A 15,762-nucleotide genomic window follows, 5' to 3' on the forward strand; every position below is an offset into this window, starting at 1 on the left:
TTAAATCACGTAATTATTTCCACTTCTGTCGCAGTGCCACTCTATCAGATCCTGAAGGGTCACCGTGTCCACCACACTGCTGATGGCGTCGTTGAGCTTCTGCCAGAGGACAACCGTCGCGCACTCATTGAGTCTGGCACAGGTATTCTCTTCCCCTTCCAGACAGGATACCGGCGCAAGGCTTCCCTCGGTCAGACGCAGGATCATTCCCGCCGTGTACTGAGACGGCGTTCTGGTCAAAAGATATCCTCCCTGAGGCCCGCGTATACTGCGGACATATCCCGCCTTGTGCAGTGCGGAAATAATTTGTTCCAGATACTTGCAGGACAATTCCTGCCTGCGCGCAATGTCCTTAATGCGGACCGGCTCACCTTCTTTCTCATTTAATGCAATGTCCAGCATCAGACGCAATGCATATCGTCCTTTTGTCGATATTTTCACCCTTCATCTTCCCTTCTTATTTCATCTTTTAGATTCTACAACTTTTGTGGCAATTTTACAAGGAAATCTATTCATTTCTTGCCTTTTTTCATCTATTGTACTAAAATAAATATAATTATATCAAAGGAGGTCTTCCCATGCTTAATAACAAATCTTCCTTCACAAATACACAGATTCTTGCCTGGCTTGAATACTTTTCCAAAAAAGCCGGCCTTGACATCGAAAAGATCAAATTAATTGATATCAGTAAGAAACAAAAGAACCTGATCCCAACCATCGAAACCCACAAAAGAGTTCTGGTCTTCGCCGACGCCGGCGATCCAAACTTTTTCTTCAATCTGTGGGATTATGGTCTCGGGGACTGTGATATCTGGTTTAAAACCGGCCTTAATCCGGAAGGCAGCGTCAATATCTGCAAATTATCTGAGATGATCAACACAGAAATCACCGGGCCATCTGTCATGTTGATCTTCAATCCGAACTCCAGAAGTTCCTACCGTATCGGCATGCAGAACGACAATTTCACCCAGGGTTCCGTGCGCTACGTAGCCAGTGAGATCCGTTCCATTATTGTCAACAAACTGCATCTGGATGATCAGGATACCATCTGCATCATCAGCGGCGAGAGCATCGCTGTGGAATCCGCCATGATTGCCAGCGACGGACAGATCATCGCCGTGGAATACAACAAACATGACCGGTATTCTCTGGAAGAAAATATCAATAAATTTGGTCTGACGAACATTATCATCGTGGAAGATACCAGCCGTTCCTCCATGCGGAATCTCCCGGTTCCGTCTCTCGCTTTTATCGTCGCCACAGAACGTTTCGAAGAAGAGGTGCAGAACCTTCTGAAAATCAATCCACAGATGAAGTTTGTGGTTTACACACTGGAACTTGATATTCTCTCTTCTATTCTTCGTATTTTTGAGAAGTATCACATTTCCCGCAGCGAAGTGATCCAGATATCTATGTCCAAACTGAACCGGAAAAATGTTTTCGAGGCCAAGCCGGCTCCGTGGATTATTTCCGGAGAAATCACAGAATAAGTTTCCCTTTGCCACATGCAAACGAGAATCTTTCACAAAAAGCTTTTTGTTTCACGGGAATTCCGGCGGAACTTCCTGTGAAATGAGAAAGGCTGCCGCAAAATATCGCCTTCACGAAATAAAACGTATCCCTTCTAAACACATTATATTTCGCACTGCAGGCAATTTTGCAGCAGCCCTTTTATTTGCTGTATGATCTTTTGTACTTTCTTCCGCGTTTACCACAGAGTAGGTTTCACCTGGGTGATCAGCTTCGCTTCTGCTTCCATATATGCCTTGTCCACCGTCGCTTTTTCTTCTTCAGACAGCCCGTGGGAATCTGCAAAGCTCTGCCAGGAGGACATTGCCACCAGCAGTTCCGTCATGGTGGCGCAGGCACGCATCTTTGTCTCGTACCTTTTTATATCCTGTTCGTATGCACTCATTTTGTTTCCTCCCGCCTGCTATAATCTGGAAAAATATTCTACTGCTCTGGCGAAATCCGCAATGGTCTTATCGGCGTCCCCATGTTCAATCCCGTCTCTCACACAATGATTCAAATGCCCTTCCAGAATAATCTGCCCCACTTTATGCAGAGCGGATTTCGCTGCATTCACCTGAATCAGAATGTCTTCACAAGGCACATCTTCGTCCACCATTTTATCGATGGCATTGATCTGTCCTCTGATCCGGCTCAGACGCTGATGAAGATTCTTCGCATCCATGCATTGTCTCATCGGTATCTCCCTCCATTCATCTATGCCAAATGAATCCCTTCGCAGGCGCCCTGTTTCCGGGCACCGCAAAATTGCATTTTTGTCTTCTTCAGAATTATTTCAGGAATCCGGAGATAATCATTTCTTCTGCTTCTGCCTCCGTAAGTCCCAGAGTCATCAGTTTAATAAGCTGATCGCCGGCAATCTTTCCGATGGCAGCTTCATGAATGAGCTCGGCATCAATATTGTTCGCCTCCAGCTCCGGAGTAGCGCTGACTCTGGCGTCATCCATGATAATGGCGTCACATTCACTGTGACCGGCGCAGGCGGTATTGCCGCTGATCTTTGCCTTGAAATCCTGGAAAGAATGATCTCTTGCCACGGAACGTGAAATCACATTGGCACTGCTTCCCTCTCCGTTCAGCTCCACATCAAATGCCGTCTTGGCAGTCTGTACACCGTGAGTCATAAGTTTCTCAGACACTTCTAATTTAGCGCCCGCCTTTAAATCGGCTTTGGTCACACGATCTGTGCTGTCCACGCCCTTGATCTGCACAGTGTCCATATAGAAATAAGAATTCTCATCCATATGGATCACTGTCTCCGGGTTCATCACCTTTTCACCGGTGCCCTCGCCGTTACCATAATGTTTCTCCACATAGCGCACTTTTGCATTTTTCCCCACATAGAATGTGTGGATACCGTCATGCTTGGTGAGGCTGCTGCCTCCGTTGTGGATACCGCATCCTGCCACGATAGTCACATCGCTGTCCTCACCGATATAAAAGTCATTGTATACCACTTCCTTAAGTCCGCTCTGGCTTAAGATAACCGGGATATGCACACTCTCTTTTTTCGTGCCCGGCTTGATAATGATATCAATGCCCTGCTTGTCTTCTTTTGTGACAATATCAATATTAGCTGTTGTATTTCTTGCTGCCGCCACTCCGTTGGCACGGATATTATAGGCTCCAGCAGGCACACCATGAAGGTCAGCTACCTGCTCCAGCAGTTCTTTCTGTATTAAATCCATTTCACTCATATCGTCCCTGCTCCTTATTTCTGGCTCAGTTTCTGGCAGGCTGATGATGCGTAAAGGAGACCCGGAATCACATCTTCGCCGCGTCCCACTTTCTCCACATGGCCGCCGTTAATTACAATGATCTTATCTGCGATCTCAAGGATCCGCTCCTGATGGGAAATGATCAGGATCGTTCCTTCCGTCTTCTCGTGAAGCTCTTCAAACACATGAATCAGGCTGTTAAAGCTCCACAGATCGATCCCCGCCTCCGGTTCATCGAAAACAGAGAGCTTCGTGGCTCTGGCGCGGATCATGGCAATCTCAATTCTCTTGAGCTCGCCGCCGGACAGACTTCCGTTCAACTCTCTGTTCACGTAATCTCTGGCACAAAGGCCCACCTCAGAGAGCACATCGCAAATCTCCTTCACCGACATAGTTCTGCCGGAAGCCACGGAAATGAGATCTTTTACTTTAAGTCCTTTAAAATGTACCGGCTGCTGAAATGCATAACTGATACCTTTATTGGCTCTCTCTGTAATATTTAAATCCGTAATATCCTCTCCGTCCAGAATAATCCTTCCGGCGGTAGGATGAATAATCCCCGCAATAAGCTTTGCGAGGGTGGATTTGCCACTGCCGTTTGGTCCGGTAATGGCTACAAACTTGTCGTCAATGGTAAGATTCACATCTTCCAGAATCTCTTTATCATCCTCAACAATATAGCTGATATTCTTTAGTTCAAGCATAGTTATCTCCTTGTATCCGGTCCCGTTCTGCCTTTCTGAAAAAAGCTTCCGGGCCCCATAAATATTTTATGAAAATATCCATCGTATCCAAATTCTATGTATATCATATCCTAGTGAAAAAGTCAAGATTCCGAACCTTCCAGATTCGTCTTCCCCAGCCGTACATTTTCCAGAAGTTCGGCGGTCTCGTCGTCCGTGTTTTCCAGCAGATAATTTTTCCCGTTATGCCGCCGCTCTTCATTGATCCGGCGGATTTCTTTCTCCGCCCGCTCCACTTCTTCCAGAAAGTCCGCCGCAGACAGACGCCTTGCCCCCTGTCCCATGACGATCACTTGTTCCAGAGAATCCGATGTGGCCACGATCACCCGGTGTTTGTGCCCAAGCTCATGGGTGGTCTTTTCAATATACTGATCTGCGGTTTCCGCCTCCTTCGTGTACACCACATGGATATTATGATATTTAAATACCTCTCCCGGATTGCCTTTGACCTTATACGCATCAAAAACAACAATCAGCGTAAATCCTGTAAATCCCTGATAGTTACAGAGGATATCCATCAGCTTGCCCCTGGCGGCCTCCAGATTCACCTCCGACAATTCTTTCAGGAAATCCCAGGCAAATATGATATTATAGCCGTCCACCAGCAGATATTGTTTTTCCCCGTCGGGATCATACAACATTCCAGAAACGGTACCCTTCACATTTTTGCGTCCTCCGGATGTGCCTGCAGATGCTGTGCCTGCAGATGTGCGGACAGATTTATTCCGATATCCCTGGTAGCGGTCTTCCTGCTGTTTCTTGCTGCCAAACTCCCGGAGAAAAATGGCTTCCAGTTCTTTGTCTTCTATATAAGAGGAAGCGCAGGATGCGCCGCCTTCATCGGATGCATTGGCTCCGCTGGGAGATACATTTGCTCCCGCATCGTCCGGCATATTGCCTGCGCCCGGAATTTTTTCTTTGATGTGCATGTAATCCGGCACCTGATCCCATGGCACGAAAAATCCTGCCCCATGGGAGCAGAAAATGGAACCGGACGGATTGTCCACATCTCCCTCGCTGTCATAACCGATGTCAGCCAGCACCTCTTCCTGATTATGGCAGGGATAATATCCTTCCAGACGCAATGCCAGTCTGCCCCGGCCTCCGGTATAGGACTGTACTTCTGCCGGATAGTCAAGCATCTCCGATACCGGCGCCCGGCCTGAAAGGACCGCCCGCTCCCCTTCCATAAGAGGGGCCTCAAAGGTGCCATATCGTTTCTGGATATCTGCCATGGCCCGTCCCACCTGCTCCGCCGGCAGTTCCAGACGGAACACATACCATGGCTCCAGCAAAACAGATTCTGCCTGCATGAGCCCCTGGCGCACCGCCCGGTAAGTTGCCTGACGGAAATCACCGCCTTCGGTATGTTTTAAATGTGACTTTCCCGCTGTCAGCGTAATCTTCATATCGGTGATGGGCATACCTGCCAGCACTCCCGGATGTTCTTTTTCCATCAAATGAGTGAGAATCAGCCGCTGCCAGTTACCGTCCAGCACATCTTCACTGCAATCTGAAGCAAAAACCAAACCGCTTCCCCGCTCTCCCGGCTCCATGCGCAGATGCACCTCCGCGTAATGACGCAGCGGTTCATAATGGCCCACACCGGTCACCGTATTGGCGATCGTCTCTTTATACATAATGCGTCCCGCTCCAAATTCCACATCCATCTGATAACGGTCCGCGATCATACTTTTTAAAACTTCTGTCTGCACCTCTCCCATGAGCTGCATCTGGATCTCTTCCAGCCGGCTGTTCCACACCACATGCAGAAGGGGATCTTCCTCCTCCAGCTGTTTTAACTGCCGAAGCGCCTTTGGCACATCCGTCCCCTCCGGCAGTATCACACTGCGGCTCAAGACCGGCTCCAGCAAAGGAGCCTCCAGATCTTTTTCTTCGCCCAGTCCATGGCCGGCCGCCGTCTCCGAAAGTCCCGTCAGCGCACAGACCATTCCTGCCTCCGCCTCATCCTGCAGAGTATATTTTGCACCGGAATAAACCCGGATCTGATCTACCTTTTCTTTTTCTCCAAACGAGGTCTTGACCTTCAGACGGCCTCCGGTGATCTTCACATGAGTCAGACGGTTTCCCTGTTCATCCCTGGATATCTTAAACACTTTCGCCGCAAACGCATCCGGATATTCCGGCATCCTCGTAAACTGTTCCAGTCCCCCGAGCAGCTGTTCCACTCCGGATAGTTTTAAAGCCGAGCCAAAAAAGCAGGGAAATATCTTTCTCTCATCGATCAGCCGGATCACATCCCGCTTTCTGATGGCTCCCGTCTCCATGTAAGATTCCAGCACTTCCTCATCGCACATGGCAATCTCTTCGAGGATCTCTTCCGAATCAGCACTGATCAGAACCTCATCGTGGTCATGCTCTGCCCCGGCTGCTCCGCCTTCCGTTCCGGCACGCTGCTCTCCGTCATCCCGTGCAAATCCGTCAAAGGCAATACATCCGTCATCCAGATTCTTCTTAAGTTCTGTCAGCAGCGCTTCCCGGTCTGTTCCCTCCTGATCCATCTTATTGACAAAAATAAATGTGGGAATCTGATAGGCTTTCAGCAGCCGCCAGAGCGTCTCCGTATGTCCCTGAATCCCGTCGGCACCGCTTACCACCAGCACTGCGTAATCCATGACCCAGAGCGCCCGCTCCATCTCCGCAGAAAAGTCCACATGTCCCGGCGTATCAATGAGCGTAACTTCCGTCTCTCCCAGCGGGAACACCGCCTGCTTGGAAAAAATCGTGATACCCCGGCTTCGCTCCAGAGCAAAATTATCCAGGAAGGCATCGCCGTGGTCCACCCGTCCCAGCTTTCGCAGGCCGCCGGTCAGATAAAGAATCCCTTCCGACAACGTCGTCTTGCCTGCATCCACATGGGCCAAAATCCCCATGCAGATACGCTTTTTATTTTTTATCTCTGATTGGTTCTTTTTATTTCCAGACGTATCTCCCATAGAAATACCCCTTTCTGTTCTATGATCATGCTTTTGTAATCATAGCACAGAAAGGGGTATAAGTCGATGATTCATTCAATCGCGCTGGCGTAAGATGCAACGTCCATGCTGTGTCCCTGCCACCTTTAATCATATTGCCGTCCAAAAAACGACAAAAGCGGCACAGCTCTCACGAGCCATGCCGCCGGTACGGAAATGGAGGGATTCGAACCCTCGCGCCGGTTGCCCGACCTACCGCATTTCGAGTGCGGACCCTTCAACCACTTGGGTACATCTCCAAAAGAATGCAGGAAAGCAGAAATATCTGCCTTCCTGCCGATTTTGCTTTATTATTCTATCAGACCTTATTCTAAATTGCAAGAATTAATTGGCGTCTTCGCATAAACAACCGTCGCACGAACATGCCGGTGTCTGTGCATGAATGGCCTGCCAACAACCAAATTAGTGTCTGTACATAGAGAAGGAATCCAGATCCACTTCGGACAGGTTCTCCAGAATATTTCTGCCGTCTGCTTCTTTGATCAGTTTATCACGGAAACGTTTGGTCTCTATCTCAGATTTGTGCTTGCTTGGGCCTCCTACACAGCCGCCCACACAGGCCATACCTTCAATAAAGTCTGTCTTTAACTTGCCTGCCTGCAGCATGAGCAGAGCCTTTTTACACTCAGCCGCGCCGTTACATACAGTTACGGTCACATCGGCATTCTCATTCTCTTCTTTGAGCGACTCCAGTACAGCGTTAGTTACGCCGCCGCTGTTGCCGAAACGTTTTCCGAATACGGAAGCCTGCTGGTAGTCATTCTCTACCTGCTCCAGTTCCACATCTTTGGCTTTCATCATGGCGCGGAACTCGCCGATGGTCAGAACATAATCAGCGTTGCCTTCGATACCGGAATCGGCTGCCTCGCTCTTCTTAGCCACACAAGGTCCCACAAATACAGTGATGGCATCCGGATCTTTTGCCTTAACCATACGGGAAACGGCACACATCGGAGATACTGTGGTGGAAATGTGATCCGCGATCTTAGGGAAGTGTTTCTTTACCATGTTTACAAAGCCCGGACAGCAGGATGTGGTGAGCTGTTTGCCTTCTTTATAAGCCTCCGCCCACTCTCTTGCCTCGAACAGGGCTGTCAGGTCGCCGCCCAGTCCCAGCTCGATCATATCGGTAAATCCGATCTCTTTTGCCGCTTTTTTCAGGCTGGCCATGGTAATCTTATCGCCAAACTGACCTTCCAATGCCGGAGCGACCATGGCGTAAACCTTCTTGCCTTCACGCATGGCATTGATAATATCCACAATATATGTAACGGAGCCGATGGCACCAAACGGACAGCTGTGGATACACTGACCACAGGAAATACATTTCTCATCGTCAATCATAGCGATGCCGGTGTCCGGATCCACCTGCAGGGCATCCACAGGACAGCTCTTACGGCAAGGACGCATCAGATCCGCGATGGCGTTGTATGGACAGGCAGCCGCACATTTACCGCACTCTTTACATTTGGACGGATCAATGTATGCCTGGTTCATGCCGATGGTGATGGCACCAAAATTACAGGAATTATAGCAGGCCTTTCCCATACAGTTCTGACAGTTGTTGGTAACAGTATATCTTGCGATCGGACATTCCTCGCAGGCCGCAGGAATCACATAAACAATCTTATGTCCCTTGGAATTATCCGGGATCTCACCCATTGGCGTTTTGCCCTCCGCCAGATTCACTCTCTGTCTGATGACTTCTCTTTCTTTATAGATACAGCATCTGAACTGTGCTTTCGGTCCCGGAATCATCTCATAAGGAATCTTTTCTCTTTCTTCCTGGAACTTTCCCTCATAAGCCAGCTTTGCAACTCGATACAGCACTTCATGTTTGATCTTCAAAATTGTTGCATCATTCGTAACCATAAATAATCCTCCTAAATCCTCCTGAATGACTGAAGCCCGGCCCGCGCCAGAGCGCATAAAACAGGCTTCCAAAACACCGTATACTACTAAAGGTTAATTTGTTTATAGTTTAACATTCATAGTGACATAACGCAAACGATTTTTAAGAAATATTCTCAATGTATTAAAAAAAATCCACAATTCCCGTCCTTCTCTTTCTTTAATTAAATACGACACATGTCCGGCTTCTCAAACTCCCATCCGTTCTCCCGGCTCCTGCATCTCTTTCAGAATGCGGAAAGCTCCTGCCAGTTCTGTTTTCACGAGACGGTTTTTCTTTTCAAACTGTGCCCGGTAAAAACGATGATTGGTTCCGTCCGGCACACATTCTTTTTTGATATGAAGATTCTCCAGAAGGGCCTGTTCGATATTATCCACGTCGCCGGTGGCGTACGCTCCGAACAGACAGTTGGTCATGACTGCTCCCGCTGCATTTTCCAGGGTAATGGTCCGGCTGTCAAGCATATCCGCCTTCATCTGATTCCAGAGAGCATCCCGGCTGCCTCCCTCAGTGATGGTGATGCGGCTTAAATCAATCCCGGCACTTCGGTACAGATCCGTGATCTCCATATAATCATAACCGATGGCCTCCAGCACTGCCCGCCAGAGCACCGCCTGATCTGTATCCATGGTCATATTGAGAAAGCATCCCGAAGCGTCCGGAATCTCATTCATGCCTCCGGTAAGATACGGCAGAAACAGCACGCCGTTCGCTCCCGCCGGTACCCGCTCTGCCTTCCGGCTTAAAATTTGGTAATAATCCCCGTCCTTTTCCTGTCCGCAGACATTGTCCTTAAACCACCGGAGTGCCAGCCCGCCGGTGCGAATATATCCCCAGTAAAAATAGGTATCCGGCAGCGTCCCGCTGTTAAAAATCAGCCCGGCTCCCCGCCGGCTCAGCTCCGGAATAATTCCGCTGGTGGATACACAAAACATGGAACAGGTGCCGGCCACATCCACTGCCTGCCCCGGCTGCATATTACCGCTGCCGATCATGGACTGCATGGTATCGCCCGCCCCGGCACAGACAGGAATCCCTGCAGGAAACCCGGTTTTTTCAGACATTTCTTCGGTAAGATATCCCACAATGTCCCACGGCTTCACGATCTTCGGCATCATGGACGCCGGTATGCCAAGCAGGGAAAGCTGCTCACCGGACCAGCATTTCTCCTCCACCTTATATCCAAGTCCCCAGCCGGACATGGTTCCCCAGTCGATAAACATATCCTCAGCACCAAGACCTGCCAGATGAGCCAGCACGTACGGCGCATCGTGAACAAACTTTACACCCTTTTCCCGAAACTCTTTGGAATTCTTCAGAAACCACCGGGCAAAAAGCGCCGGGAACATGCAGTTTGCCTCCGGATTGCCCGTCTCCTGTCCCCAGATATCCAAATTCCAGCTGTTAATCTCTTCCGCATCCTCTTTCGTCCGGGAATCCAGATAATTAATGTATGGCGTCACTGCATTTCCTTCGGCGTCCACGCCGCAGATGCCGCAGATGATCCCATCCCCCATGATGGACCGGACATTTTCCAGCTTCAGATTCTTCTCTTTCATGATCCGGGCGCACTCCCGCATTCCCTGAATCGTCAGCTCCAAATACTCATCGCAATCCATATTCACCCACCCCGGATGCGGATAGACGAGGGTCGTCGGGGCGCTGGAAGACGCCACACAATTCATTTTCTCATCATAGACTGCCACTTTTACACTCTGAGTACCTGCATCAAAACCAAGATAGTATTTTTCCATTTTTCTTTTCCTTTCCCATATCCGTCTTATTTGGTCTGTTTCATGAATGATCCGCCTGCAGCTGTCATCTTCTGCCTCACACCCGGAAATTCTTTCATGACACAGTTCATCGTCCAGAACAATACGCCGGAAGGAAAAAGAAAAGCTCTGAAATCAACTGCCTGCGCAGCTAATCTCAGAGCGTGAGTTCATATCTGTTCCACACGGCCGCCCCTTTTGCATCTGCAGCAAAATGTACAGGAGCACCCGTTTTCTCATCTTCTGCCATCCGGACTATACCGTCGGCTCCGGAATCTCACCGGAATCCTGCCTTTCGGCTCGCGGGCTCGCACAAACTCGCAACGCAGCGCGTCACTCTGTGATTACCGCCGGTGGGGACTTGCACCCCGCCCTGAAGATCTGTTTTTATCTCTCTGGTTATTTATTATAACCCTTTATGTATCGGTTTTCAAGATATATTTGCAGCCCGGAAACTGCGGTGCCTCCCTGAACATGGGGATTTGTCGCTTTGAACCTATAGGTTTTGAAATGATCCCGGTGAAGAAGAACAGACGGAATTTGCGGCTTGATATGTATCATAGAAAAACGCAGTCAGGGAAGTCGCCTCCTCCACTTCGGCAGGCTGGCAGGTTCTCCTCTTTCTCTGACTGTCATCGACGCCTGCGCTCACAGTCGTCGTCGATCTTCCCTGATCCGTTTTTCTATCATTATGACATATACCGCAAATCCCTGTCTCCTGCATCACCCGGATGATAGCAAAAATACCTGATTTAAACCGACAGGAAAGCTACCTGTGTGGCTTGCTCTGCAGGTTCATGCATGCCAGACAGATACGACTGTAAATTTGGGTATCCGCTATTCGTCTGTCGCTATAGCCTGGGGATTTGTCAACGTAGCACAAGATTTTTGTAAAGGTGAAACAGAGATTTTCCCAATATACAGATGCCATTCGGAGTGCATACAGTTTCCGACCGCGAGCTGTGAGGGAGGACTGTCTAAGACCTGGAGAAAGCAGGGAGCAGGATGAAAAAAGGGATACCTCCCGTGTTTACACGAGGAGCAGGTCTTTTTTCATCCTGTAAGGTGCAGCCGAAACCACTTTGCGGTTTCTCCCTGCTGATCAGAAAACATCAACAGTCCGAGTAAGGGTCGAGTCGGGAGGAACTGTATGAAAACGAATGGCATCGTCTGATATATGAGAAATCTGTTACCACCTTTACAAATCCCAATATATGGACCACAAACGGCGGCCCGCATATGCTGACCGCCGCAGATAAAATTTATATTCCCTAGTACCGGAAATCCAGATCCAGAATGGACTTCCAGTTTTCTTTCAGCTTCGGATAGAGGTTATCAAATTCCTGATATACTTTGTCGTAGATGAACGCCATCTCTTCGTCCGGCTGATATACTTCATCGCGCATCTTGATGATCTTGTCGCAGGCATCCACAACACTCGGATATTCGCCGGTGCCCACCGCCGCCAGAATGGCAACGCCCAGAGCCGCGCTGTTTTCGGAGTTCATATCCGGCAGGGTGACAGGCATGTTGTAGATATCTGCCATCAGCTGTCGCCAGAACGGGCTCTTGGAACCGCCGCCGCACATCCGCATGGTTTCCGGACGAACGCCGCAGTTGCGGATTCCGGTAAGGATATCACGCAGCGCGTAAGTGGCTCCTTCCATGACCGCTCTTGTCATATCTGCCTTTGTGTGGATAGCTGCCAGTCCCACGAAAGAGCCACGGCAGTTCAGGTTAAAGTGCGGCGACTGTTCGCCGTTCAGATATGGCAGATAAATAAGACGGTTGGCGCTCGGTGCGGAAGATGCCGCGTCTTTGTTGATCTGTTCGTATTCCAGATCGTCCGGATAGAAATTATTTCTCCACCATTTGAGAGAGGCACCGCAGGAATTCACACTTCCCATGAAATGCCATGCGCCCGGCACAGGCATACAGAAGGTGTACACGGATTTATTTACATCCAGAACCGGTTTCTCAGAAAATGCGAAGACCGTTCCGCTGGTACCGATGGTTGTCATGGCACGTCCCGGTGCCACCACGCCGGTACCTACGCCGCCGGCGGAGTTATCGCTGGCACCGCCCACAACGGCACATTTCTCTGTAATGCCCATGAGTTTTGCTACTTCCGGCAGCACGTAGCCGGTAATTTCCTGGGATTCATAAACTTTGCCAAGCATCTCTTCCGTCAGCTCCATGGCTGCCATGATCTCATCGGACCATTTCCGGTTCGGAATATCCAGAATCTGTGTGGCAGAAGCATCAGATACCTCTGTGGCATATTCACCGGTGAGACGGTAACGCAGATAATCCTTCGGCAGCAAAATGTGCGCCACTTCACTGTAGATGATCGGCTGGTTATCCTTCACCCACTGGATCTTTGCAGCAGTAAGACCCGGTCTGGCCGGCGTCAGAGAATATTTCATGAATAAATCATCGCCAACGATGTGACGGACATTTTCACAGGACTCAGAAGTACGGCCGTCATTCCAGAGAATGGCCCGGCGCAAAACTTCACCCTTCTTATTAAGCATGACCGCGCCCATCATCTGTCCGGAAATACCGAGACCTTTGACTTCTTCCGGAGCCACTCCGGACTGATCCATTACATTTTTTACAGTGGTAACCGCAGCCTGATACCAGTCCTCCGGATCCTGCTCTGACCATCCGTTATGCGGCTGATACAGCGGATACTCTACGGTAGAAGCGGCAATCTCCAATCCGTTTCTGTCAAACAATACAGTCTTTAAACTTCCTGTACCAAGATCCAAACCCAAATAATATGTCATATATGTAACCCTCCCATTTTCTTACATTCTCTTCTCAAACTTCTTCCATGGAATATTCAGCTTGCCGTGTTCGTTTAAAAGCTCATTGACATGCATCAGCAGCGGGAAATCATCCTCGCTGACCTTTCCTGCTTTTGCCAGCGCTTTTACTGCCCGGGCTGTTCTTGTGGCAATGACAACGGCCTCCAGGGTCTGACCCTGCAGCTGCTCCAGAGTCTCCTCAATGGTATACCCTTTGCCAAGCAGCAGACCCACTGTTCTACTTCTTCCCGCAGAAACTGTCACATCCAGATCTCCGGCAGCAAACATAATGTTATCCACACCGCCTCCCACAATCCGCAGCAGTTCCAGCATTTCTTTTACGCTCTCCTGGAACAGGGCTGCTTTCATATTATTATGGTCGATACCATCATCCCCCAGCTTCTCCTTGATACCAATGGCGAGAGCGGTTCCCAGTGCGTAGCCGTTTTTGAGAGCCACGGCACATTCCAATCCAACCACATCCAGAGTAAGGCTGATGATATAATAATCCGTCGCGAAAATGCTCCGCAGCCATTCCAGTGTCTCAAAATCCGGTCCGCAGTAAGCCACGAAGGACGGATCATGATCTGCCAGATCTCTTGCGGTACAAGGCCCGCCAATGGCGTATAATCTTAATTTACTTCCTTCCGGAAGTTTGCTCTGCCAGTATTCCGGATATGTCTGCATAGTGCCATCTTCATAATCAAGCATTCCCTTTGTCACGGAAATCATCGGCACATTTTCATCGAGAATCGGCAGAATCTCATCAGCAAACCAATCCACACCAAAACTGGACACACCGCAGACAATGACATCTGCTCCCTGAATAGCCTCCTTCACATCGGCACATTTGATATAATGGATACCTTCATGCAGAGTTCTTCTCAGGTTCACATGGTAATTATCTTCCCGCAGACGGTCGATAATCTCATCATCCAGAGGACTTCCCACCAGACGAACCTCATGTCCGTTTTCGAAAAGAGGAAATGTAAGGGCAGATGCCATCTGTCCGGCTCCGATCAAAGTAACAACACTCATTGTAAATACCTCCTCCTGTGCTGCAATTACATGTACACGGCAGAAAACCATCAAACTCTGTACAGCATTCCTATTTTCCCGCCGTTTCCGCCATCTCACTTATTGAGAATAATTTCAAATATCATGAGATTTTTTTCATACACTAAGTATAAACTTCTCCATGAGAAAAGTCAACTGACAAATGAGACAAATTTCATCCTTGTTCTTTGGTAAAAAAGCCGTTCTCCAAAAAAGTCATGTCGATGCCCGCGGAGTATGCTATACTAAAAATAAAATTCATTGAGGAAAAGGGAACAGATGGATACAAATAAATTGACACAGATGATACGCATTGCCAAAATGCATTATGAATTAAATTATACACAGCTGGAAATCGCCAAAAAAGAAGGGATCAGCAAGGCCACCGTGAGCCGTATCCTGAAATCTGCCATGGATATGGGAATCATCGAAGTGCGGATCAAAAACTCGATTCTCAACGATACGGAACTGGAAAAAGAACTGATTGCCGCCTATCCCATCAAGCGGGCGGTCATTGTTCCCGATATGGTGGGAAATGAACAGATTCTCCTGCAGGATGTCTGCGCCGCGATGATCAGCGATCTGCCCCGTTACATCAAAAATGACAGCATTCTCGGAGTCTTTTACGGACACACTCTGACCGTCATGGCAAGACAGCTGCCCCGGCTGAAACGTCACGGCGTCTCGGTGATTCAGCTGGCCGGCGGATTCTCCCGGGCCATGTATGAATCCAACGCCCTCTCCATCCTGAGCAGTTTCGCAGAATGTGTCGGCGGCACCGCCTACCCGATTCCCGCTCCGGCCATGGTGGAAAAACCGTTTATCGTGGAAGCTCTGAAGCAGGATTCCCAGATTGCCCGGGTCCTTGACATGGCGGAAGTCTGCGACACCGCGATTTTTTCTGTCGGCAACCTGGAACGCCCTTCTGTCTTGTATGAAATGGGCATGATCACCCATGAAGAATATCAGGATATGATCCACCGGGGAGTCATCGGAGACTGCTGTTCTCACTTTCTGAACTGTGACGGCAATATCTTTGATCAGGAAATGGACGCCAGAGTTGTCGGCGCCTCTCTGGCCACCATCAAAAAAATCCCTAACAAGCTTCTGGTGGTTTCCGGCAAAGAAAAAAAAGAGGTCATCCACGCCGCCCTCATCGGAGGGCTTGCAGACAGCCTCTATATCGACGCGCCAACCGCCCGGGAACTTCTGAAGCAGTAAAGTC

Annotated in this window: 12 protein-coding genes, 1 tRNA gene and 1 riboswitch; of the genes, 2 read left to right on the forward strand and 11 right to left on the reverse strand. The window is 49.2% G+C overall.

Features of this window, described 5'->3' with window-relative positions:
- The gene (locus B5E53_RS08935; protein ID WP_087314238.1) at window positions 1-441 is read right to left on the reverse strand and encodes an Rrf2 family transcriptional regulator; all 441 of its coding nucleotides are present in this window, start codon (window positions 439-441) and stop codon (window positions 1-3) included.
- 137 nt (window positions 442-578) lie between these two features.
- Between B5E53_RS08935 and B5E53_RS08940 the strand changes: the two genes are divergently transcribed.
- The gene (locus B5E53_RS08940) at window positions 579-1,490 is read left to right on the forward strand and encodes a precorrin-6B methylase (protein WP_087314240.1); all 912 of its coding nucleotides are present in this window, start codon (window positions 579-581) and stop codon (window positions 1,488-1,490) included.
- A 218-nt stretch (window positions 1,491-1,708) separates the two neighbouring features.
- Here the strand turns inward: B5E53_RS08940 and B5E53_RS08945 are convergent, their stop codons facing one another.
- From B5E53_RS08945 to B5E53_RS08990, 10 genes are all read right to left on the reverse strand, one after another.
- A complete protein-coding gene (locus B5E53_RS08945) occupies window positions 1,709-1,915 on the reverse strand; it encodes a hypothetical protein (protein ID WP_087314242.1) in 207 nt (68 codons plus the stop codon).
- An 18-nt stretch (window positions 1,916-1,933) separates the two neighbouring features.
- Entirely contained in the window at window positions 1,934-2,206 is a 273-nt protein-coding gene (locus B5E53_RS08950) for a metal-sensing transcriptional repressor (RefSeq protein ID WP_087282168.1), read from the reverse strand.
- A 94-nt stretch (window positions 2,207-2,300) separates the two neighbouring features.
- Complete coding sequence (locus B5E53_RS08955) at window positions 2,301-3,218, reverse strand: SufD family Fe-S cluster assembly protein (RefSeq protein WP_087314313.1); 918 nt, start codon at window positions 3,216-3,218, stop codon at window positions 2,301-2,303.
- A 23-nt stretch (window positions 3,219-3,241) separates the two neighbouring features.
- Window positions 3,242-3,952 (reverse strand): ATP-binding cassette domain-containing protein, encoded by a 711-nt coding sequence (locus B5E53_RS08960; RefSeq protein ID WP_087314244.1) that lies wholly within the window; start codon window positions 3,950-3,952, stop codon window positions 3,242-3,244.
- Between the two features lie 122 nt (window positions 3,953-4,074).
- Window positions 4,075-6,948, reverse strand: coding sequence for a TetM/TetW/TetO/TetS family tetracycline resistance ribosomal protection protein (locus B5E53_RS08965; RefSeq protein ID WP_087314246.1), 2,874 nt, complete (start codon window positions 6,946-6,948; stop codon window positions 4,075-4,077).
- 190 nt (window positions 6,949-7,138) lie between these two features.
- Window positions 7,139-7,226, reverse strand: a tRNA-Ser gene (locus tag B5E53_RS08970).
- Between the two features lie 163 nt (window positions 7,227-7,389).
- Window positions 7,390-8,859 carry a 4Fe-4S dicluster domain-containing protein gene (locus tag B5E53_RS08975; RefSeq protein ID WP_087314248.1) on the reverse strand — a complete coding sequence of 490 codons (1,470 nt, stop codon included), beginning with the start codon at window positions 8,857-8,859 and terminating at the stop codon, window positions 7,390-7,392.
- A 228-nt stretch (window positions 8,860-9,087) separates the two neighbouring features.
- Window positions 9,088-10,653, reverse strand: coding sequence for an FGGY-family carbohydrate kinase (locus B5E53_RS08980; protein ID WP_087314250.1), 1,566 nt, complete (start codon window positions 10,651-10,653; stop codon window positions 9,088-9,090).
- Window positions 10,654-10,905: 252 nt separating this feature from the next.
- A riboswitch (FMN riboswitch) is annotated at window positions 10,906-11,056 on the reverse strand.
- A gap of 886 nt (window positions 11,057-11,942) precedes the next feature.
- Window positions 11,943-13,460, reverse strand: a complete 1,518-nt coding sequence (xylB, locus tag B5E53_RS08985; RefSeq protein WP_087314252.1) for a xylulokinase — start codon at window positions 13,458-13,460, stop codon at window positions 11,943-11,945.
- Between the two features lie 21 nt (window positions 13,461-13,481).
- The gene (locus tag B5E53_RS08990) at window positions 13,482-14,519 is read right to left on the reverse strand and encodes an NAD(P)-binding domain-containing protein (RefSeq protein WP_087314254.1); all 1,038 of its coding nucleotides are present in this window, start codon (window positions 14,517-14,519) and stop codon (window positions 13,482-13,484) included.
- 297 nt (window positions 14,520-14,816) lie between these two features.
- Here B5E53_RS08990 and B5E53_RS08995 point away from each other — a divergent pair, with 297 nt between their 5' ends.
- Window positions 14,817-15,758 (forward strand): sugar-binding domain-containing protein, encoded by a 942-nt coding sequence (locus B5E53_RS08995; RefSeq protein WP_087314256.1) that lies wholly within the window; start codon window positions 14,817-14,819, stop codon window positions 15,756-15,758.
- Window positions 15,759-15,762: the final 4 nt, after the last annotated feature.

It is taken from the genome of Eubacterium sp. An11, from assembly GCF_002161065.1.
GTDB lineage: Bacteria > Bacillota > Clostridia > Lachnospirales > Lachnospiraceae > Anaerobutyricum > Anaerobutyricum faecale.